This window comes from Micromonospora sp. NPDC005161, from assembly GCF_053599855.1.
This window is the reverse complement of the sequence record NZ_JBSFYQ010000010.1, coordinates 104,906-124,556: the sequence shown is the minus strand read 5'-3', so window position 1 is coordinate 124,556 and position 19,651 is coordinate 104,906. Positions and strand designations below refer to the sequence as shown.

The following is a 19,651-nucleotide window of genomic DNA, read 5'->3' as shown; positions in this document are numbered from 1 at the left end:
CCGGGCTCGGGTGGTCCTGCCGCCCGCCCGGGTCAGCCGGGCAGCCGGGCCGGGGGCGGGTAGACCGAGCCGTCCTGCGGGTCGAACAGCATCAGCCCGTGCTCGCCGGCCAGCCGCTCGATGTCCAGCAGCACCTGGTCCGCGCAGGTCGGATGCAGGTTCAGCTCGACATGGTCGTGGGCGGCGTGCAGTGGCGCCACCGCCCACGGGCTGTCCGGGCCGGGGTGCCGGTCCGGGTACGAGGCCGTGATCGCCCGGTAGAAAGCCACCACTCGCGGGTCCGGGTAACGGTCCACGTGCCGCCCCTGCCGGCAACCCTCGACCGCGGCCCGCACGTCCTCGGGCGTCGCCCCGTCCTCCAGGGCCCACACGCTCAGATCGAAACTCACGGCGGACAGCGTGCCATCCGTCGTTCACCATGTCGAAACTGCCTCGCCGCAGGCCAATCACTGATCTGCCACGCTCCGGCCGCGACGGTCCGCTGTGGAGACTCTTGCGTCGAGTTGCGTCGATTCGCTAGCGTACCGACTGCGGTCACTGGCCGAGTTCGCGGCGTCGGCCCGTCTTCGGGTGGCGCGGTCGACGTCCGGCCCCGACCGGTCCGCACCCCTCGATTGTGCGAGCCACGCGCACTCGTCGCTGACCGGCCCCCACGGCCGTTGCCGAGGCTGTGGGGGCCGATCGCAGCCCGACCGGGCACCGCCGAGGTGCCAACCGGGCCGGAGCACCGCGGGGAGGCGGGCTCGGTGCGACGACGTCCCGCTCAGCGCCGGTGGGCGAAGAGCGCGCGATAGTCGGAGCCGCCGCGGAACCAGGCCAGCCCGGTGGGGCCGGCGGCGTAGAGCGCGGTGGCGTAGGCGTCGGCCACGGTCAGGTCGGGGCCGACAACCGTGGCGGCGACGAGGTGGTTGGCCGGCTCGCCGGTGTGCGGGTCCACCACGTGCCCCTGTCGTCCGGTCACCCCGGAGGTGCCGACGGCGCCGGCGGTCATCTCCAGCAGCAGCGGCGCGCGTTCGGGCGCGGTCGGGTGGTGCACCGCCACCCGCCACGGCCCGCCGTGCGGCGCCCGGCCGCGGACCACCAGGTCGGCGCCGGTGAGCACGGCGTAGTCGTGGATGCCCGCGGCGCGCAGGCGGGCGGCCGCGCGCTCCACCGCCCAGCCGCCGAGCAGGCCGCCCGGGTCGAAGCCGCCCGGCACCGACCAGGCGTCGAACCACCCGTCGGTGGCGGCGCGCATCGCCGTGCAGCGGTCCACCAGGTCGGCCAGCGGGGGGTACGAGTCGGGACTGATCTCGCCACGACGCAGCCTGGAGACCAGGCTCTCCGGCCGGTTCGGGCCGTAGGTGAGGTCGATGGCGCGTAGCTCCGCGACGCTGTCCCGCAGTGCCTCGCCGACGCCCCGGCGGCCGAGCCGCTCGGGGGCGTTGAGCAGCAGCGTGTACTCGGCGGTCGGGGTGCGCACGGTGTGCTGCATCGCGATCCGGCCCTGGCTGGCGGCCGCCGGGTCGATCCGCTGCCGCCGGCTGCCGAGCCGGAGGTCCGGCCGGCGGTTCCGGAACGCCGACGGGTCCGGCCAGCGGGTCCGCGGCTGCTCGTCGATGCGCATGGCATCTGCCCCCTCGCAGTTGGGGTCGCGTCGTCGGTGACCCCCGGTTCGCAGGCCCCCGTGACCCGCTGACCCCCACGGTAGGCAGCGGAGATGACCGCCGCATGAGTCCCGCCTGAGAGGGTGCTGTGTATCCGTCCTTCCCACATCGTGGAAGCTGCGTACCGGGAGGCGGGACGGAGACGTACCGTTGCGGCGACGGTGCAGTCGAACAGAGGAGTGCGGGCGTGGCGCGGATCGCGGTGGTGGCCGGGGACGGCATCGGGCCCGAGGTGGTCGCGCAGGCCCGCAAGGTCCTCGACGCCGTGCTGCCCGGCGTGCAGGCCACCGAGTACGACCTCGGCGCGGCCCGCTGGCACCGTACCGGAGAGGTGCTGCCCGACTCGGTGCTGACGGAGCTGGCCGGCCACGACGCGATCCTGCTCGGCGCGGTCGGCGACCCGACCGTCCCGCCGGGAGTGCTGGAGCGGGGGCTGCTGCTCAAGCTCCGGTTCGCCTTCGACCAGTACGTCAACCTGCGCCCGTCCCGGCTCTGGCCCGGGGTCGCCGGCCCGCTGGGCAACGTCAAGCCGGGTGAGGTCGACCTCGTTGTGGTGCGTGAGGGCACCGAGGGGCTCTACGCCGGAGCCGGCGGCTCGCTGCACCGCGACACACCCGCCGAGGTCGCCACCGAGGAGAGCCTGAACACCCGGCACGGCGTGGAGCGGGTGATCCGCGACGCGTTCGCCCGGGCCGGCCGCCGGGAGCGGCGCAAGGTCACCCTGGTGCACAAGACCAACGTGCTCACCCACGCCGGTTCGCTCTGGGCGCGGGCCTTCGACGCGGTCGCCGCCGAGCACCCGGACATCGCCACCGAGTACCAGCACGTCGACGCGGCCGCGATGTTCCTCGTCACCCAGCCGCAGCGCTACGACGTGGTGGTCACCGACAACCTGTTCGGCGACATCCTCACCGACATCGCCGCCGCGGTCACCGGTGGGATCGGGTTGGCCGCCAGCGGCTGCATCAACCCCGAGGGGGCGTACCCCTCCATGTTCGAGCCGGTGCACGGCTCGGCGCCGGACATCGCCGGGCAGGGCATCGCCGACCCGGTCGCCGCGGTGCTCTCCGCCGCGCTGCTGCTGGAGCAGCTCGGGCACGCGGAGGCCGCGGCCCGGGTCAACGCGGCGGTCGCCGCCGAGCTGGCCGGCCGGACGCCGGGTGTGGCGCTGCGTACCGCCGAGGTCGGCGACCGGCTCGCCGCCCACGCCGTAGCCTGAGCCGCCCACGGCCGCGCGCCGGTCGGTCCGGCGAGGAGCCATCCGGGGTCGTCCATGCCCCGGGCGGCGCTACCCGCTGAACGACCGTTCGGGGTAAGTTTCTGGCACAGCCATGTCGGTGTGCGATCCCGCATGCCGTTGTCCCGCAGGGAGGTCAGCGCGATGAGCGGTGGTGACAAGCTCGACTTCGAGATCCGTCCGAATCCCGCGCCGGTATCCGCCACCGACCGGGCCGCCCTGCTGGTCAACCCCGGGTTCGGCCGGGTCTTCACCGACCACATGGTCACCGTCCGGTACGCCGACGGCAAGGGCTGGTACGACGCCCGGGTGGAGGCGCGCGGGCCGATCCCGATGGACCCGGCCAGCGCGGTGCTGCACTACGCGCAGGAGATCTTCGAGGGGCTGAAGGCGTACCGGACCGCCGACGGTGGCGTGACCATGTTCCGGCCGGACGCCAACGCCGCCCGGTTCGCCGCCTCGGCGCAGCGGATGGCGATGCCGGCGCTGCCGGCCGAGGTCTTCATCGACTCGCTGCACAAGCTCATCGAGGTCGACCGGGAGTGGATCCCGACCGGCGCGGACGGCAGTCTCTACCTGCGGCCGTTCATGTTCGCCAGCGAGGTCTTCCTCGGTGTCCGTCCGGCCAACGAATACCTCTACATGGTGATCGCCTCGCCGGTCGGGGCGTACTTCAGCGGCGGCGTCAAGCCGGTCACCGTCTGGGTCTCACCGGACTACACCCGGGCGGCGCCCGGTGGCACCGGTGCCGCCAAGTGCGGTGGCAACTATGCCGCGTCACTGGCGGCCCAGGCCGAGGCCATCGAGGCCGGCTGCGACCAGGTGGTCTTCCTGGACGCGGTGGAGCGCCGCTTCGTCGACGAGCTGGGCGGCATGAACGTCTTCTTCGTCTACGACGACGACACGGTGGTCACCCCGCCGCTGACCGGCACGATCCTGCCGGGCATCACCCGCGACGCGGTCCTCACGCTGGCCGGCGCGGCCGGGCACCGGGTCGAGGAGCGGCCGGTCACCTTCGCCGACTGGCAGGCCGACGCGGCCAGCGGCCGGCTCCGCGAGGTCTTCGCCTGCGGCACCGCCGCCGTGATCACCCCGATCGGCGGGGTCCGCTTCCCCGACGGCGAGTTCCTGATCGGCGGCGGCGAACCGGGCCGGGTCACGATGGCGCTGCGCCAACAGCTCGTCGACATCCAACGTGGCAAGGCCACCGACCCGCAGGGCTGGGTGCACCGGGTCCTCTGACGCCTCCGCCCTAGTCGAGCAGGTGGTCGCGGAGGGTGGTGAGTTGCGCGTCGGTCACCCCGGCGTGGCGTAGGTAGCCTTCCACCGAGCCGTACCCCTCGCGCAGCTCGGCGAGGAAGAGCTCCATCGTCTCGGCGGGCGAGGCCAGGAACGGTGCCGGCACGTCCCCCACAACCACATTGTTGGCGGCCAGCCAGGCACTGAACCGGGCGGACGCCTCGGTGCTGAGGGCGTAGTCCGCGACGATGTCGGTGTCGTCGACGCCCAGCACGGCGAGGGTCAGCGCGCACACGATGCCGGTGCGGTCCTTGCCGGCCACGCAGTGCACCACCACCGGGGCGTTGGCCGAGTCGGCGATCAACCCGATCGCCTCGGCCAACCCGCCGGTGCCGGTCTGTGCGAGGGCGGCGTACCGGTCCGCGAGGTAGCGCGCCAGGCTGTCGCCCTCGCGGTACGGCTGCTCGCCCCACTCCGCGTGCTCCGGGTGGATGTTCCGGTAGGTCAGCCCCTCGTACGACGGCACCCGGCCGTCCCGTTCCACCTCGTGCGGGCGGCGCAGGTCGATGACGGTGCGGATGCCGATCGCGGCGAACGCGTCCCGGTCGTTCTCGTTGAGGCGGTGCAGTGAGTCCGAGCGGTAGAGCCGTCCCCGGCGCACGGTGCGGCCGTCGTGACCGGGGTAGCCACCGACGTCGCGGAAGTTGAAGGTCGCGGGCAGCGAAATGTTTCGGTTGTCCTCGATGGCGTCCACGCTGACACGGTAACGGCCGGTGGGACAAGGCCCCACCGGCCGTCGGGTCCGATCGGCTACCGCCCGGTGCCGGGCGGGAGTGCGCCGTACGTCTCGTCGTAGTAGCCACCCAGCTGGTTGCGATAGTGCGGGTCGCTGTGGCTGGTCTCGTCGTACTCCGGGGCGGCCTTGATCTGGTCGCGGGTCCGGTCCACGGAGACGGTGCGCTGGTCGTGGTCGACCTGGTTGACCGTGCCGGCCGGCAGCATCACCTTCTTGCCGAAGATCCACGGGCCGGTGTCCACCACCAGGTAGCTGCCGTCCACCTCGTGGCTGGCGCTGTCGATCTTGCCGATCCCACCGTCGGTGGCCTCGACCGCGTAGCCGACCAGGTCGGCGTCGGCCACCCCGGCCTGGTCGCGGTAGCGCCAGGGGTCGAAGGCGCCTGCCGGGGCACCGCCGGGCACGGTGCCCTGGTCGCCTCCGCGCAGCGGCTCCGGCGCGGCGTGCGTCGCGTGCGGGTCGATCCTGTCCATGCCGTTCACTCCTGACTGTCGCCGATGCGCACGGCGTAGGTGAGTGCGTCCCCGCAGGAGCTACCCGGTCGCCGGGGGCCGGAAACGGCGACGGGCCGACGCCGCGGTGCGGCGTCGGCCCGTCGGGGCGTACCTGCTCAGGCCAGCGCGGCCTCGGCGTCCAGGGTGACCGCCGTGGCGTGCACCACGGCGGAGATCCGCAGCGCCTCGTGCACCTGCTCCCGGGTGAAGCCGCTGCCGCGCAGCGTCTTCTCGTGCGACTCGAGGCACACCCCGCAGCCGGTGATCGCCGACACGGCGAGGCACCAGAGCTCGAAGTCGCCCTTGTCCACCCCCGGCCGGGCGATGATCTGCATCCGCAGCCGGGCCGGCATCGAGGCGTACTGCTCGTCGCCGATGAGGTGCTTGGCCCGGTAGTAGACGTTGTTCATCGCCATGATGGCCGCGGCGCCCTTGGCCGCCTCGACACCCTCCGGCATGAGGTGACCGAGCGCCTCGGCGGCGATCTCGCGCAGCACCACCGGGTTGCGGGCGGCCACCGCGCAGGCCAGCGCGGTGCCCCAGGCCTGCACCGGGGTCAGCGTCGAGGTGCCGACGGTGGAGCCCAGGTTGAGCTTGATGTCCTTGGCGTACTCGGGCAGGGCCGCCTTGATCGCGTCCAGACCCATGGTCAGGCTCCGGCGCCGGCGAGGAGCGCGCTGGCGTCGAGGGTCTCGCCGCCCTTGTTCCAGTTGCACGGGCACAGCTCGTCGGTCTGCAGCGCGTCGAGCACCCGCAGCACCTCGGAGACGTTGCGGCCGACCGAGCCGGCGGTCACCATGGCGAACTGGATCTCGTTGTTCGGGTCGATGATGAACGTCGCGCGCTGGGCCACGCCGTCCTCGCCGAGCACGCCGCAGGCGGCGGCCAGCTCACGCTTGATGTCGCTGAGCATCGGGAAGGGCAGCTCCCGCAGGTCCGGGTGGTCCTTGCGCCACGCGTAGTGGACGTACTCGTTGTCCACCGACGCCCCCAGGACCTGCGCGTCCCGGTCGGCGAACTCGCCGTTGAGCCGGCCGAACTCGGCGATCTCCGTCGGGCAGATGAAGGTGAAGTCCTTCGGCCAGAAGAAGACCACCCGCCACTTGCCCTCGTGGGACTTGTGGTTGAGCGTCTCGAACGCCTTGTCGGCGTCCAGCGACACACAGGCGGTGAGTTCGTACTCGGGGAAGCGGTCACCGACAGTGAGCAAGGGTCCTCCTTGGGAGCGGCACTGGGCCCGATAACTGGATCGGTTCCAGATGCTTCCGTAGGCGAGTTTTCGCCGGTGGGCGGGCAGGTGACTTGTGAAGCCGATCACGAGCGGGGGGTTGTGCCCGAGACCGGAGGAGGGTCCGGGTCGGCCAACGGTGCGTCACCATCCCGCGATGTGGACTGTTCCTCCCAAAATCAGAGGAGCGGTGGCAGAGTAGCGATCGTGACCAGCACCGCCCTGATTATTGCGACCTAGCGCGCCGGCCCTCCCTCCGCCGAGCGCGCAGACCTCCCGCAGCCGCGGGGGGTCTTTTTGTTGCTCCGAGAAAGGATCCTGATGACGTTCCAGGTCTACGACACGACGTTGCGCGACGGCGCCCAGCGCGAGGGGCTCACCTACTCGGTGGTCGACAAGCTGGCGGTGGCCCGGCTGCTCGACGAGTTCGGCGTCGGCTTCATCGAGGGCGGCTGGCCGGGCGCGGTGCCCAAGGACACCGAGTTCTTCCGCCGGGCACGCACGGAGCTGGATCTGCGGCGCGGCGTGCTGGTCGCGTTCGGCGCCACCCGCAAGGCCGGTGTGGCGGTCGCCGACGACCCCCAGGTACGCGGCCTGCTGGACGCGCACACCCCGGCGGTGGCCCTGGTCGCCAAGGCCGACACCCGGCACGTCGAGCGCGCGCTGCGCACCACCGGCGCGGAGAACCTGGCGATGATCCACGACACCGTCAGCCACCTCGTCGGCGAGGGCCGACGGGTCTTCGTCGACGGCGAACACTTCTTCGACGGCTACCGGCACGACCCGGCGTACGGCGCGGCCGTGGTGCAGACCGCGCTGGCCGCCGGCGCCGAGCGGATGGTGCTCTGTGACACCAACGGCGGCATGCTGCCATCCCAGGTGACCGCCGTGATCGCCGACCTGACCGACCGGCTCGGGATCGACGCGGGGCTGCTCGGCATGCACGCGCAGAACGACACCGCCTGCGCGGTGGCCAACACGATCGCCGCGGTCGAGGCGGGGGTCCGCCACGTCCAGGGCACCGCCAACGGGTACGGCGAGCGGCCCGGCAACGCCGACATCTTCGCGGTCGTCGCGAACCTCGAACTCAAGCTGGGCATGCCCGTCCTACCGGAGGGCTGCCTCGCGCAGATGGTGCGGGTCTCGCACGCCATCGCCGAGATCGCCAACATCGCCCCCGACACCCACCAGGCGTACGTCGGGGCCGCGGCCTTCGCCCACAAGGCGGGGCTGCACGCGAGTGCGATCAAGGTCGACCCGTTGCTCTACAACCACGTGAACCCGTCGGTGGTGGGCAACGACATGCGGATCCTGATAACCGAGATGGCCGGCCGGGCCAGCGTCGAGCTCAAGAGTCGTGAGCTCGGCCTGGACCTGGCCGGCCGACCGGAGGCGCTGACCCGGGTCACCAACCGGGTCAAGGAACTGGAGGCCGGCGGCTGGTCCTTCGAGGCCGCGGACGCCTCCTTCGAGCTGCTGGTCCGTTCGGAGCTTCCGGAGGGCGGCCCGGCCCGGCCGTTCACGCTGGAGTCGTACCGGGTTCTGGTCGAGCACCGCGAGGACGGCGCGGTGGTCTCCGAGGCAACCGTCAAGATCCGGGTACGCGGCGAGCGGGTGATCGCCACCGCCGAGGGCAACGGTCCGGTCAACGCGCTGGACGAGGCGCTGCGGGTGGGGCTGGCCCGGCACTACCCGCAGCTGCGCGACTTCGAGCTGGCCGACTACAAGGTGCGCATCCTGGAGGGCAGCCACGGCACCGGCGCCGTCACCCGGGTGCTGCTGGAAACCGCCGACAGCGGCGGCCGGGACTGGACCACCGTGGGCGTGCATCCCAACGTGGTCGAAGCCAGCTGGCACGCCCTGGTCGACGCCCTCACCTACGGACTGGCCCCCGCCCCCGTCTGACCCGGATCTCCACCCCCGCCCGGATCGGGGCAGGGCGGGGCGTGGGGGCCGGGGGTCAGGTGGCCGGGAGGCGGAGGGTGGCCAGCACGGGACGGTGGTCGGTGCCGGGTAGGTCGTGCACGGTCACGGTCCGGGCGGCTATCCGGCGATCGATCAGCACGTGGTCGATGGTGACCGGCGGGATCAGGTCGCCGTCGTACGGGCCCCAGGTGCCGGTCAGCCCCGCTCCGGTGGCGTCGGCGGCGTCGACGTAGCCGGTTCGCAGCAGGGCCCGTAGCGGGCCGTGGTCGAGGGTGGCATTGAAGTCCCCCGCGAGGATCCGCAGGCCACCGTCCGGAGTGGCCGGTGGCTGGGCGGTCAGGTCGTCACGCCAGGCGCCGACCTGGTCCAGCGCGTATGGCGCCGAGGGGTGGGCCGACTCGACGCGGACCGGGGGCGCGCCGGGGACGGCCAGCGTGCCGTACGCCTGGCTGAAGCCCCAGCCGCGGCGGTTGTGCCGGACACCGGCGTCGGTGATCGGCCAGCGCGAGTAGAGCCCCGAGCCGGGCGTGCCGACCTGCGCGTTGAGCTGCCGGTGGGGCAGCAGTTGGTCGAGACCGAGCCGATCGAGGGCGGCTTGCGCGTCCGGGGTGAACTCCTGCACGGTGAGCACGTCCACCCGGTGCCGCCGGACCAGCTCGACCAGCGTCCGCGCGTCGGCGGAGCCGGCGAGCAGGTTTGCGGTGAGCAGCCGCACGGTGGGCCCGCCTGTCGCGGGTTGCGGAGAGGCCAGGGCCCGGGGTGCGACCACGCTGAGCAGCGCCGCCGCGACCAGCGCCGCGACCGCCGCCGGCCACCAGCGCCGTAGGGCGAGGGTGAGGGTCAGGGCCAGCAGGCTCCAGCCCGCGACGTACGGGGTGAAGGCGAGCGCCTGCACCAGCGGCCCCCGGTCCAGGCCGGCCAGCCGGGCGGCGGCCCAGGCGGCCGTCGGTACGACCGCCAGCCAGCAGAGCACCGTACCGATCCGGTCGGCGCGGCGTCGGGCCGGTGCGGACGGGGCGTCGACGATCATGGCGGTGAGCCTAGCGGTAACCCCCGGATCCCATTTTCATGAATGGTGATGCTCTCACATTTCACAATTATCTGACGGCTGACCGACAGCTCGATAAAGCGAGATCAACTATTGACGTTCGGCTTTTTCCGATGCTACGTTCCACCTGGCCTAAACGACGCAACTCTGAGTAGTAATCCCAGCTCAGACCGGATGTGGATCGTTGAGAAATCAACCTCACCAGGTGCGCGTGAGATAACTTCCTCCGGTCTCATTGTCGTCGTCCACCTATTACAGGCAGTCATCCGTCCCGCCCTGCGGGTCGGCCGCATTCGCACGGTCACACAAGGGGGACCTGTCATGAGCACATCTTTCCGACGTAAGGCGGCGGCAATCACGTTCGCTGTCCTGGGGTTGAGCCTGGCCGGCGGCGGGATCGCCGTCGCCCAGCCGACCGCGAAGGCGCCGGCGGAGACCGTCCAGCCGGCGGCCCGCAGCACGAACGCCCAGCCGCCGGTGACGGCGGAGTCCGCACGCAAGGCGAAGGCCGCACTGAAGTCCGGCGCCGCAACCACACTCGCCGCCAGCACGAGCATCGTGGTCGTCAACGCCAACGGCACCAAGGCGCGCGGCGTTGGCATCGTGATCAAGTACGGCGTCGGCCAGTACGAGGTCCAGTTCGGTCACATCGTCACCACCGGCACCTTCGCGGCCACCGTCGGCCGCGCTGACTCCTGCTGCGTCCCGCCGTCCGGCGAGGTCTCGGTCGCGCCTCGGCTCGGCACGCCGAACGGGGTGTTCGTGCAGACCCGCAACTCGGCGGGGGCTGCGGCGGACCTGGGCTTCCACCTGGTCGTCCACATTTCCTGACGGTCCGGGTGCCGGCCCCGGACAGGGGCCGGCACCCGGGTTGTCCCGATGAGGCCGCCGGCCCGCCCCGGCGGCTTCGCCCTGCACCCGGTCTGCTGCCGCACGCGTGGCTCGTGTCGTCCCGGGGCGGTTGTCACCCGACCGGACCGTTCATCCCGGGTCGGGGCGCCATCGGGCACTTGCGCGCTGATAATCCGACGTTTGCCGGGCGGCCGCCCCGGGAAGCAAGCACCGTGACGGACATCTCGGACACCCTGGCCAGCGTGCCCAGCCCGGTCGAAGCCGAGCCGACCGGCGTCGAGCTGGAACAGACCCTCTTCGAGGTCAAACGCGTGATCGTCGGGCAGGATCGGCTCGTCGAACGCCTGCTGACCGCCCTGGTCGCCAACGGGCACTGCCTCCTCGAGGGGGTCCCCGGCGTGGCCAAGACGCTGGCCGCGCAGACCCTCGCCACCGTGGTCGGCGGGACCTTCTCGCGGATCCAGTTCACTCCGGACCTGGTCCCCTCCGACATCGTCGGCACTCGGATCTACCGGGCCTCCAAGGAGACCTTCGACATCGAGCTGGGCCCGATCATGGCCAACCTCGTGCTCGCCGACGAGATCAACCGGGCCCCGGCCAAGGTCCAGTCGGCGCTCCTGGAGGCGATGGCGGAGCGGCAGGTCTCCATCGGTGGCCGCAGCTGGCCGGTGCCGACGCCGTTCCTGGTGCTGGCGACGCAGAACCCGATCGAGTCCGAGGGGGTCTACCAGCTCCCGGAGGCGCAGCGCGACCGGTTCATGATGAAGGTGGTCGTGGACTACCCGAGCGATGCCGACGAGCTGGCGATCCTCTACCGGATGAGCACCGACCGGCCGAGCCCGCGCCAGGTGCTCGACGCGCAACGGCTGCAAGACCTCCAGGCCCACGCCGAGCGGGTCTTCGTCCACCACGCGTTGGCCGAGTACGTGGTCCGGCTCATCCTCGCCACCCGCGACCCGGGCCGGTTCGGGCTACCGGAGATCGCGTCACTGCTGGCGTACGGGGCCAGCCCGCGGGCCACCCTCGGCCTGGTCGCGGCCGCCCGGGCCCGGGCGCTGCTGCGCGGGCGGGAGTACGTGCTGCCCGAGGACGTCCGCGAGCTGGCGGTGGACGTCCTCGCGCACCGGCTGGTGCTCTCCTTCGACGCGGTGGCCGACGGGGTCTCGGCCGAAGGCGTGGTCCGCCGGCTGGTGGAGGCCGTGCCACCGCCCCGGCTGGCCGACAGCCACCCGCAGCAGGCCCCCGACCTGGCGGCGGCATGAGGCGCGCGGTCGTCGCGCCGGCCGATCCCGGCCTCGCCGAGCTGGCTCCGGACCAGCGGCTGCGCCGCCTGGAGCTGACCGTCACACGCCGACTGAACGGCCTGCTGCACGGCCAGTACCGCGGCCTGCTGCCCGGGCCGGGCAGCGAACCGGCCGGCAGTCGCGAGTACCGGCCGGGCGAGGACGAGGTCCGCCGGATGGACTGGGCGGTGACCGCCCGGACCGCCGTGCCGCACGTCCGGCAGGTCGACGCCGACCGGGAACTGACCACCTGGCTGCTGGTCGACGCCAGCGCCAGCATGGAGTTCGGCACCGCGGACCTGGACAAGCGGGAGCTGGCGGTGGCCGCGGTCGCCGCGATCGGCTTCCTGACCGCCGGGGTCGGCAACCGGCTCGGGGCCCAGGTGCTGCGCGCCGACGGGGTCCGGCGTTTCCCGGCCCGCAGTGGGCGTACCCACCTGCTCGGCCTGCTCCGCGCGCTGCTGGCCGTACCCCGCGGCACCGCACCCGGCGACCGGCCCAGGCCGTCGGTCGGGGTGCCGGTCGGGTCGCCCGAGCTGGCGGACGGGCTCGACGCCCTGCACCGGGTCGCCAACCGACGCGGTCTGGTCGTGGTGGTCTCCGACTTCCTCGACGGCCTGCCCGACGACCCCGACGAGCCACCGCCCTGGGAGCGGACCCTGCGCCGGCTGGCCGTCCGGCACCAGGTGCTGGGGATCGAGGTGACCGACCCGCGTGAGCTGGAGCTGCCGGACGTCGGCCTGATCACGCTGGTCGACCCGGAGACCGGCCGCCGACGCGAGGTGTGCACATCGGACCGTCGGCTGCGGGAGCGGTACGCCGCGGCGGCCGCCGCCCAGCGTGACCAGGTCCACCAGGCGCTGCGGCGCAGTGGGGCCACCCACCTGGCGTTGCGCACCGACCGGGACTGGAGCGCGGACATCGTCCGGCACGTGCACGCCCAGCGTCGGTTGGCCGCCGCGCCGGCGGGAGTCGTCCGGGGAGGTGCCGCGTGATCTGGCAGTCGCCGCTGCGACTCTGGCTGCTGCTCGGCGTGCTCGCCCTGGTCGTCGCGTACCTGGTGATGCAGCGCCGACGCAGCCGGTACGCGGTCCGCTTCACCAACCTGCGGCTGCTGGACCGGGTGGCTCCGGATCGGCCGGCGTGGCGTCGGCACGTCCCCGCCGGGCTGTTCCTGGCCATGCTGGCCCTGCTCGTGGTCGGCTTCGCCCGGCCCACCGCAGAGGTCCAGGTGCCCCGGGAACGCGCCACGGTGATGGTGGCGGTGGACGTGTCCACCTCCATGCTCGCCACCGACGTCGACCCGGACCGGCTGACCGCGGCGAAGCAGGCGGCGCGGCGCTTCGTCGACGGCCTGCCCGACGAGTTCAACGTCGGTCTGGTCGCGTTCGCCGGCAGCGCGGCCGTGCTGGTGCCGCCCGGCACCGACCGGGAGGCTCTGGAGGAGGGGATCGGCCGGCTCGCCGAGGGGGTGACCGGGGTGCAGGGCACCGCGATCGGCGAGGCCATCAACACCTCGCTCGGCGCGGTCAAGAGCCTGGACAGCCAGGCTGCCACGGAGACCCCGCCGGCCCGGATCATCTTGCTCTCCGACGGGGCGAACACCTCCGGGATGGACCCGATGGAGGCGGCGGCGGAAGCGGTGGCGGCGGAGGTGCCGGTGCACGCGATCTCCTTCGGCACCCCGTCCGGGTTCGTGGACCGGGGCGGGCGGCCGATCCAGGTGCCGGTCGACGGGCAGACCCTCAAGGCGGTCGCCGACGAGACCGGCGGGATGTTCCACGAGGCCAGCACCAGCGAGGAACTGCGCGCCGTCTACGACGACATCGGCAGTTCGGTCGGCTACCGCACCGAACGGCAGGACGTCTCGGCCCGGTTCATCGGCCTCGGGCTGGTCTTCGCCATGGGTGCCGCCGCCGGCTCGATGCGCTGGTTCTCCCGACTTCCCTGATCCGCCGCGCGCAACGGACTTCGACCGTGAGGAGTACGCATGGCAGTGCAGACCGGACTGGGCGAACCGCGCGGTCCCTGGTTCATCTCGCCGGAACTCGACCCGGACGGCCGCGGGTTCTGGGACGCCCCCGGCACCGGGCGGGACCCCGGCGGACGGCGGCCGGGCCGACTGCTCGCCGCGCTGGCGGTGGTGGCGCTCTCCGCCGTCTCGGGCGCCGTGGCCGGTGGCGTGGTGGCCGGTCGGGACGGCGCTCCCGGCGAGGCGGCGGCGTCCGCCGCCCCGGTGCCGGCGGAGCTGGTCACCGCCGCCGAGCGGACCGTACCCGGAGTGGTGTCGGTGCTCGCCGGCGGCGCGAACGGCTCGTCCGCGACCGGTTCGGGCTTCGCCGTCGACGACGAGCAGCACCTCATCACCAACGACCACATCCTGGCCAAGGGTGGCGGCGGACCGGTGACGGTGGAGCTGCCCGACGGCCGCCGGTACGCCGCCGAGGTGGTCGGCCGGGAGCCGCGCAGCGACCTGGCGGTGCTGAAGGTGCCCGCGTCGGCCGGGCTCGCCCCGTTGCCGCTGGCCAAGCCGGGTGCCACGCGGGTCGGTGAGCCGGTGCTCGCGGTGGGCTCGCCGCTCGGTCTGTCCGGGACGGTAACCGCGGGAATCGTCAGCGCGTTGGACCGTAAGGTGCGGTTGGGCAACAACCGGCACAGCGCGGTGCAGACCGACGCGTCGATCAATCCCGGCAACTCGGGTGGACCGTTGGTGAACGCCCGTGGGGAGGTGGTCGGGGTGAACACCGCGATAGCCACCATCGACGGCAATGGCTCGATCGGCATCGGCTTCGCCATTCCGATCGAGCAGGTGCAGCAGACCGCCGACACGATCATCGGCAAGGGCGGCTGAGCTGCCCGGACAGCCCTTCGGGGGCCCGTGGGATCGCCGCCACTGTCGGATATCCGGCCGGAGAGCATCGGGCCATGGAAATATGACGCTCGGTATGGATACTGGCTGAGGTGGAGCGTCCTCTTCTCGTGGTCCTCCTGCTGGTGGGCCTGGTCATCGGAATTGCAGTGGGGTCGGCGTACACCCGGGCGCGGCGTGGGTGGAGTGACTATCAGACCGTCAAGAAGTCGGTGCCGGGTGTCCGGCGCAGCGCGTGGCTGTTGATCCGGGCCGTCGCCACCAAGGCCGGGGTGATCGCGCTGCTGCTGGTCGGCGCGGCGGCCTACGCCGCGGTCGGCTCCGACGACGAGACCGCGGGCCCGGCGCCCAGCCCGTCGACGACGCAGAGTGAACCACCGCACCGGTGACCTCGGGAGCGGCGGTGCGGGTTAGCCTCGGGGCGTGGACGACGGACTGCGGGTGACCGACCGGTGGGTCGTCCCCGCCGGGGAGCTGCGGGAGCGCTTCTCCCGCTCGTCCGGGCCCGGTGGGCAGGGCGTGAACACCGCCGACTCCCGGGTCGAGCTGAGCTATGACCTGGCGAACTCGCCGGCCGTGCCCGAGTCGGTCCGGTCCCGGGCGCTGGCCCGGCTGGCCAACCGCCTGGTGGACGGGGTGCTGACGATCGCCGCCAGTGAGCACCGGGCGCAGCTGGCCAACCGGGAGGCGGCCCGTGAGCGGATGGCCGCGCTGCTGCGCGAGGCCGCGGCGCCCCCACCTCCGCCGCGCCGGGCGACGCGCCCGTCCCGGGGAGCCAAGGAGCGCCGGCTGGCCGAGAAGAAGCGTCAGTCCCAGCGCAAGCGCGACCGCCGCGTCGACGGCGAGTAGTTCGTCCCAATTCCCTGGGCAGGCTTCGGGTCCTTCCAGCTACTGGATGACAGAATCTGGAATCTGTCAGCCAAAGGATGTACGCTCAACGGGTCACCCAGGAGAGGAAGACCCATGAACACCCGCATCCTCGGCACCACCGGCCCCACCGTCTCCGCACTCGGGCTCGGCCTGATGGGCATGTCCGACCTCTACGGCGCCGCCGACGAGGCCGAGAGCATCGCCACCATCCACGCCGCGCTCGACGCCGGCGTCACCCTGCTGGACACCGGTGACTTCTACGGCATGGGGCACAACGAGATGCTGCTGCGCGACGCGCTGCGCGGTCGCAACCGGGACGACGCCGTCATCAGCGTCAAGTTCGGCGCGCTGCGCGACGCCGAGGGCGGCTGGAACGGCGTCGACGTCCGACCCGCCGCGATCAAGAACTTCCTGGCGTACACCCTGCGCCGTCTCGGCACCGACCACGTCGACATCTACCGCCCCGCCCGGCTCACGCCGGACGTGCCCGTGGAGGAGGTGGTGGGCACCCTGGCCGAGCTGGTCAAGGCCGGTCACGTCCGGCACATCGGCCTGTCCGAGGTGAGCGCAGAGACGCTGCGCCGGGCGCACGCCGTGCACCCGATCACCGACCTCCAGATCGAATACTCGCTGATCTCCCGCGACCCCGAGGCCGAGATCCTGCCGACAGCGCGCGAGCTGGGCGTCGGGATCACCGCGTACGGGGTGCTGTCCCGGGGCCTGATCAGCGGCCACTGGACGGCGCAGCGGGAGACCGTCGGCGCCGACTTCCGAGGCCACCTGCCCCGGTTCGCAGGCGCCAACCTGGACCGCAACCTCGCCCTGGTGGACGCCCTGCGCGCGATCGCCGAGGCTCGCGGCGTCACCGTGGCGCAGATCGCCATCGCCTGGGTGCTCGCCCGGGGCGAGAGCATCGTGCCCCTGATCGGCGCCCGGCGTCGGGACCGGCTGACCGAGGCGCTGGGTGCGACCGCGATCACCCTGACCGCGGCGGACCTGGCCGCGATCGAGGCCGCCGTCCCGGCCGGCGCGGCCTCCGGCAGCCGCTACGACGAGGCGCAGATGGCGCTCCTGGACAGCGAGCGGGCATGACCGCCGGGCCGTGGCGCGACCGCCGGCCGGGGGCCGCGCCACGGCCGTCCGCGCGGTCAGGAAGGCTGGAGGGATGAGCGACGCCACCGCCCTGACGGCCGACCGCATCCTCGACACCGCCGAGGAGGTGCTGCGCCGGTACGGGCCCGCCAAGGCCACCGTGCTGGACGTCGCCCGGGCGCTGGGCGTCAGCCACGGCAGCGTCTACCGGCACTTCGCCAGCAAGGCCGCGCTGCGCGATGCGGTCGCCGACCGCTGGCTGGCGCGGGTCTCCACCCCGCTGATCGAGGTGGCCACCGGCCCCGGTCCGGCCCCGCAGCGGCTGCGCCGGTGGCTCGCCGAGCTGAGCGGCACCAAGCGCCGGATCGCCCGCGAGGACCCGGAGCTGTTCGACAACTTCCACCAGCTCGCCACCCTCTCCGAGGGCGCGGTCGCCAAGCACCTTGAGGTCCTCGCCGGCCAGCTCACCCTGATCGTCGCGGACGGGCTGGCGGCCGGCGAGTTCAGCGTGCCCGACCCGGCGGTGGCCGGCCGGGCGCTGTTGCAGGCCACCGCCCGCTTCCACCACCCGTCCCACCGCACCGAGTGGAGCGAACCGGGCCTCGACGATGACATGGCAGCGGTGGTCGCGCTGCTCATCGACGGCCTGCGTACCCGCCCGGAGAGCTGAGTCGGGCTGGCTCGGCGGCGAGCAGGTCAGGCTGGCACGGCGGCGAGCAACCGGTCGCGCAGCACGGCGGCCCGGTCGGTGAAGCCGCGCTGCGCGGCGGCGTACTCCGCCCGGCCCTCCGGCGTCTCCACCCGCACCGGCGGATGACCCAACGCCGCCAGGTCGTACGGGGAGGCCCGCATGTCCAGGGTGCGGATCTCCCGGGCCAGCTCGAAGCAGTCCGCGACGAGCTCCGAGGGCAGCAGCGGCGACAGCTTGTACGCCCACTTGTAGAGGTCCATGTTCGCGTGCAGGCAGCCCGGCTGCTCGTGCGCGTGCTGGGTCTCCCGGGTCGGGGTGAGCACGTTCAACGGCCGGGCTGGCGGCGTGAAGAACCGGAACGCGTCGAAGTGGCTGCACCGCACGCCCCGCTCCTCGACGATCGCGGCGGTCCGCTCCGGGTCCAGCCGCAACGGCCAGGCGTTGTGCCGCAGCTCCTCACGGGTCTGCCGGTAGACCATCGCCCACTCATGCATCCCGAAGCAGCCGAAGTGCGGCGTCCGCCCGGCGGTGGCCGCCAGCAGCGAGCGGATCCAGCCGATCGAGTCGCTGCGTCGCGCCCGTACCGCCTCGGTGTCGAGGGTGACCCCGACGGTGGTGGCGCGGTAGTCCCGGCCGAAATCGGCCGGATCCGCGCCACGCAGCTCGACCCCCGCGCCCGGGTGCCAGCGACGCAGCTGGGCCGGACGGTGCGAGTAGTAGGTGAAGAGGAAATCGGCCACCGGGTGCCGCTCGCCGCGGCGCCGGCGGGCCAGGTGCGGGGTCAGCCAGCCGTCCACCCGCTCCTCGTGGGCCCGGCGGCGGGCCTGCCAGGCCGCCACGTCGAGCACGGCGGGGGCGAGGGCGGCGGTCACGGACCCCAGGGTACGACCGCCGCCCGCCCGCCGGTCAGGGCATGTCCACCCGCACGCCGGCGGAGAACACCCCGCTGCGCAGCTCCAGCTGCCGGGGCGGGTCCCGCCCGTCGACGGTGAACACCAGCGGGAGCACCACCCGGGTGCCCGCGGCCACCGGATCGGCGAAGACGTCCCGACCCAGGTTGGCCGCCTGGGTGGCCGGCTCGTCGGTGCTCACCCAGCGCCCGCCCGGCAGGTAGGCCCGTTGCAGCTGGCCGTGCCAGGGCTGCTGATCGCCGGTGACGTTGCGCACACCGACCGTGGCCTGGCACCGCCGACCCGCGGCCGGCGCCGTACCGCCGCCGTCGGCCGGCCCGGCGGAGCCGGCCGCACCGCACGACATCCGGTACACGGTGAACTCGAACGCCGACTCGCGCAGCGGCATGCCGACCGGGCCGGACACCGCGGTGCCCATCCACGCGCCGCTGGTCGGCTGCTTCTGGGTGTCGATCGCCGCCACCCGCCGGGTCGCTGTCCAGCCGGCAGCACCGAGTACGCCGGCCAGCACGACCACCGCCGCGCCGACCAGCAACCAGACCGGCGGGGTACGCCGACGCCGCGCCGGGCTCGGGGACGACGGACGCGGATAGACCGTCCCGCGTCCGTCGTCGGGCGCCCCGCCGGCGGCCAGGGCGGCGGCCGTCATCCGCCGCCCACGCCGGCGGCGACGCCACACCCAGAACGCACCGGCGCAGAGCAGCAGCAGGACGGCCAGCCCGGCCAGCAGCACCGGGATCCGCCGCCAGGCCGGCGCCTCGGTGACCTCGGCCGCCGCCGGCGTCGCCGCCGCCTGCCAGGTGGCTGTGGCGCAGTCGTACGGCCGGCTGCCGTCGCTGGTGAACGCGCAGGCCGGCGCGGTCATCGGTTGGCCCGGCGCGGTCGCGGCGAGCGCCGTGCCGAGCGTGGTGCTGCTGTGCGCGGGCAGCCTCAACCGCCAGGTCACCTCGGTGGCGGACCCGCCGGCGCGGGTGGCTCGTCCGCCGGAACTGATCGAGGTGGCCGAGGCGCCGGGCGGCAGCTCCTGGCGCACCGTCGTGTCGACCGGCGAGTTGCCCACGTTGCGGACGTGTATCCGGTACCGCGGGGCGGGGCTGCTCTCCGGCGCGACCGCCACCGTGACCGGGGGCGGGAGCGCCTTCGCCGGTTTCCGCGAGGGTGGCGCCATCGCTGGCGGCGCCGACGGTGGCGTGGGCTCCGCGGTCGCCGCGGCGGGTGCCCGCGCGGCCACCGCCACCGGCGGCGGCGTGCTGGCGACCGGTGGCGGCAGGGCCCCCGCTGGTCGTGGCGGGGCCGCCGTTGGTTGTGGCGTGACGGCCGGTGGTCGTGGCGTGGCCGCCGCCTCCGGTGCCGCCGTGGGCAGGGCCGGCACGGCGGCGAGGATGCCGAGGCAGTGCACGAGCACTGCGAGGGCTCTGTGGTGTCGTGTCGATGCAGGCATACGAACGAACCTCCGGAGCCGACGCTAG

General features: G+C 73.2%; 21 protein-coding genes. 12 read left to right on the top strand and 9 right to left on the bottom strand.

The window, feature by feature from the left end; all coding sequences use genetic code 11:
• Positions 1-32: 32 nt before the first annotated feature.
• Both ACWD5O_RS12670 and ACWD5O_RS12665 read right to left on the bottom strand, forming a co-directional pair.
• Positions 33-389 carry a hypothetical protein gene (locus ACWD5O_RS12670; protein ID WP_089017345.1) on the bottom strand — a complete coding sequence of 119 codons (357 nt, stop codon included), beginning with the start codon at positions 387-389 and terminating at the stop codon, positions 33-35.
• A gap of 374 nt (positions 390-763) precedes the next feature.
• Positions 764-1,606 (bottom strand): FAD:protein FMN transferase, encoded by an 843-nt coding sequence (locus tag ACWD5O_RS12665; RefSeq protein ID WP_450085339.1) that lies wholly within the window; start codon positions 1,604-1,606, stop codon positions 764-766.
• Between the two features lie 227 nt (positions 1,607-1,833).
• Between ACWD5O_RS12665 and ACWD5O_RS12660 the strand changes: the two genes are divergently transcribed.
• Positions 1,834-2,865, top strand: a complete 1,032-nt coding sequence (locus ACWD5O_RS12660; protein WP_354966989.1) for a 3-isopropylmalate dehydrogenase — start codon at positions 1,834-1,836, stop codon at positions 2,863-2,865.
• Positions 2,866-3,027: 162 nt separating this feature from the next.
• Positions 3,028-4,125, top strand: a complete 1,098-nt coding sequence (locus ACWD5O_RS12655; RefSeq protein WP_450085338.1) for a branched-chain amino acid aminotransferase — start codon at positions 3,028-3,030, stop codon at positions 4,123-4,125.
• A 10-nt stretch (positions 4,126-4,135) separates the two neighbouring features.
• Here ACWD5O_RS12655 and ACWD5O_RS12650 read toward each other — a convergent pair whose 3' ends face one another.
• From ACWD5O_RS12650 to ACWD5O_RS12635, 4 genes are all read right to left on the bottom strand, one after another.
• The gene (locus ACWD5O_RS12650; protein ID WP_450085337.1) at positions 4,136-4,876 is read right to left on the bottom strand and encodes a tyrosine-protein phosphatase; all 741 of its coding nucleotides are present in this window, start codon (positions 4,874-4,876) and stop codon (positions 4,136-4,138) included.
• Positions 4,877-4,932: 56 nt separating this feature from the next.
• Positions 4,933-5,391: a PRC-barrel domain containing protein gene (locus ACWD5O_RS12645; protein WP_354966986.1), complete on the bottom strand. Its 459-nt coding sequence runs from the start codon at positions 5,389-5,391 to the stop codon at positions 4,933-4,935.
• A gap of 137 nt (positions 5,392-5,528) precedes the next feature.
• The gene (locus ACWD5O_RS12640) at positions 5,529-6,059 is read right to left on the bottom strand and encodes a carboxymuconolactone decarboxylase family protein (RefSeq protein WP_450085336.1); all 531 of its coding nucleotides are present in this window, start codon (positions 6,057-6,059) and stop codon (positions 5,529-5,531) included.
• A gap of 2 nt (positions 6,060-6,061) precedes the next feature.
• Positions 6,062-6,622 carry a peroxiredoxin gene (locus ACWD5O_RS12635; RefSeq protein ID WP_089017338.1) on the bottom strand — a complete coding sequence of 187 codons (561 nt, stop codon included), beginning with the start codon at positions 6,620-6,622 and terminating at the stop codon, positions 6,062-6,064.
• A 339-nt stretch (positions 6,623-6,961) separates the two neighbouring features.
• On the opposite strand from ACWD5O_RS12635, the gene cimA reads away from it, so the two are divergent.
• Complete coding sequence (gene cimA, locus ACWD5O_RS12630; RefSeq protein ID WP_387326965.1) at positions 6,962-8,545, top strand: citramalate synthase; 1,584 nt, start codon at positions 6,962-6,964, stop codon at positions 8,543-8,545.
• Positions 8,546-8,600: 55 nt separating this feature from the next.
• Here the strand turns inward: cimA and ACWD5O_RS12625 are convergent, their stop codons facing one another.
• Positions 8,601-9,596 carry an endonuclease/exonuclease/phosphatase family protein gene (locus ACWD5O_RS12625; protein WP_354966983.1) on the bottom strand — a complete coding sequence of 332 codons (996 nt, stop codon included), beginning with the start codon at positions 9,594-9,596 and terminating at the stop codon, positions 8,601-8,603.
• 339 nt (positions 9,597-9,935) lie between these two features.
• Here ACWD5O_RS12625 and ACWD5O_RS12620 point away from each other — a divergent pair, with 339 nt between their 5' ends.
• From ACWD5O_RS12620 to ACWD5O_RS12580, 9 genes are all read left to right on the top strand, one after another.
• On the top strand, positions 9,936-10,445 hold the full coding sequence (locus tag ACWD5O_RS12620; RefSeq protein WP_450085335.1) for a hypothetical protein: 510 nt from the start codon (positions 9,936-9,938) through the stop codon (positions 10,443-10,445).
• 233 nt (positions 10,446-10,678) lie between these two features.
• The gene (locus tag ACWD5O_RS12615) at positions 10,679-11,728 is read left to right on the top strand and encodes an AAA family ATPase (RefSeq protein ID WP_354966981.1); all 1,050 of its coding nucleotides are present in this window, start codon (positions 10,679-10,681) and stop codon (positions 11,726-11,728) included.
• A complete protein-coding gene (locus ACWD5O_RS12610; RefSeq protein WP_450085334.1) occupies positions 11,725-12,744 on the top strand; it encodes a DUF58 domain-containing protein in 1,020 nt (339 codons plus the stop codon). Before ACWD5O_RS12615 ends, ACWD5O_RS12610 begins: the two co-directional genes overlap by 4 nt.
• Positions 12,741-13,700 carry a VWA domain-containing protein gene (locus ACWD5O_RS12605; protein WP_354966979.1) on the top strand — a complete coding sequence of 320 codons (960 nt, stop codon included), beginning with the start codon at positions 12,741-12,743 and terminating at the stop codon, positions 13,698-13,700. Before ACWD5O_RS12610 ends, ACWD5O_RS12605 begins: the two co-directional genes overlap by 4 nt.
• 39 nt (positions 13,701-13,739) lie before the next feature.
• Entirely contained in the window at positions 13,740-14,600 is an 861-nt protein-coding gene (locus tag ACWD5O_RS12600) for a S1C family serine protease (RefSeq protein WP_450085333.1), read from the top strand.
• Positions 14,601-14,710: 110 nt separating this feature from the next.
• Complete coding sequence (locus ACWD5O_RS12595) at positions 14,711-15,007, top strand: hypothetical protein (protein WP_387326975.1); 297 nt, start codon at positions 14,711-14,713, stop codon at positions 15,005-15,007.
• Between the two features lie 34 nt (positions 15,008-15,041).
• A complete protein-coding gene (gene arfB, locus ACWD5O_RS12590; RefSeq protein ID WP_121654221.1) occupies positions 15,042-15,467 on the top strand; it encodes an alternative ribosome rescue aminoacyl-tRNA hydrolase ArfB in 426 nt (141 codons plus the stop codon).
• Positions 15,468-15,581: 114 nt separating this feature from the next.
• Positions 15,582-16,580, top strand: coding sequence for an aldo/keto reductase (locus ACWD5O_RS12585; protein WP_387326979.1), 999 nt, complete (start codon positions 15,582-15,584; stop codon positions 16,578-16,580).
• Positions 16,581-16,653: 73 nt separating this feature from the next.
• Entirely contained in the window at positions 16,654-17,250 is a 597-nt protein-coding gene (locus ACWD5O_RS12580; protein ID WP_354966975.1) for a TetR family transcriptional regulator, read from the top strand.
• Between the two features lie 26 nt (positions 17,251-17,276).
• Here ACWD5O_RS12580 and ACWD5O_RS12575 read toward each other — a convergent pair whose 3' ends face one another.
• The gene (locus tag ACWD5O_RS12575) at positions 17,277-18,143 is read right to left on the bottom strand and encodes a 3-methyladenine DNA glycosylase (RefSeq protein WP_387326982.1); all 867 of its coding nucleotides are present in this window, start codon (positions 18,141-18,143) and stop codon (positions 17,277-17,279) included.
• Positions 18,144-18,177: 34 nt separating this feature from the next.
• Entirely contained in the window at positions 18,178-19,623 is a 1,446-nt protein-coding gene (locus ACWD5O_RS12570) for a hypothetical protein (RefSeq protein WP_387326984.1), read from the bottom strand.
• Between the last annotated feature and the right edge of the window lie 28 nt (positions 19,624-19,651).

What these genes read in the sequence shown, in the direction of transcription:
- ACWD5O_RS12665 (WP_450085339.1), bottom strand. Translation starts at nt 1,606, where the DNA reads ATGCGCATCGACGAGCAGCCGCGGACCCGCTGGCCGGACCCGTCGGCG.
- ACWD5O_RS12580 (WP_354966975.1), top strand. Translation starts at nt 16,654, where the DNA reads ATGAGCGACGCCACCGCCCTGACGGCCGACCGCATCCTCGACACCGCC.
- ACWD5O_RS12655 (WP_450085338.1), top strand. Translation starts at nt 3,028, where the DNA reads ATGAGCGGTGGTGACAAGCTCGACTTCGAGATCCGTCCGAATCCCGCG.
- cimA (WP_387326965.1), top strand. Translation starts at nt 6,962, where the DNA reads ATGACGTTCCAGGTCTACGACACGACGTTGCGCGACGGCGCCCAGCGC.
- ACWD5O_RS12620 (WP_450085335.1), top strand. Translation starts at nt 9,936, where the DNA reads ATGAGCACATCTTTCCGACGTAAGGCGGCGGCAATCACGTTCGCTGTC.
- ACWD5O_RS12625 (WP_354966983.1), bottom strand. Translation starts at nt 9,596, where the DNA reads ATGATCGTCGACGCCCCGTCCGCACCGGCCCGACGCCGCGCCGACCGG.
- ACWD5O_RS12645 (WP_354966986.1), bottom strand. Translation starts at nt 5,391, where the DNA reads ATGGACAGGATCGACCCGCACGCGACGCACGCCGCGCCGGAGCCGCTG.
- ACWD5O_RS12610 (WP_450085334.1), top strand. Translation starts at nt 11,725, where the DNA reads ATGAGGCGCGCGGTCGTCGCGCCGGCCGATCCCGGCCTCGCCGAGCTG.
- ACWD5O_RS12570 (WP_387326984.1), bottom strand. Translation starts at nt 19,623, where the DNA reads ATGCCTGCATCGACACGACACCACAGAGCCCTCGCAGTGCTCGTGCAC.
- ACWD5O_RS12640 (WP_450085336.1), bottom strand. Translation starts at nt 6,059, where the DNA reads ATGGGTCTGGACGCGATCAAGGCGGCCCTGCCCGAGTACGCCAAGGAC.
- ACWD5O_RS12585 (WP_387326979.1), top strand. Translation starts at nt 15,582, where the DNA reads ATGAACACCCGCATCCTCGGCACCACCGGCCCCACCGTCTCCGCACTC.
- ACWD5O_RS12600 (WP_450085333.1), top strand. Translation starts at nt 13,740, where the DNA reads ATGGCAGTGCAGACCGGACTGGGCGAACCGCGCGGTCCCTGGTTCATC.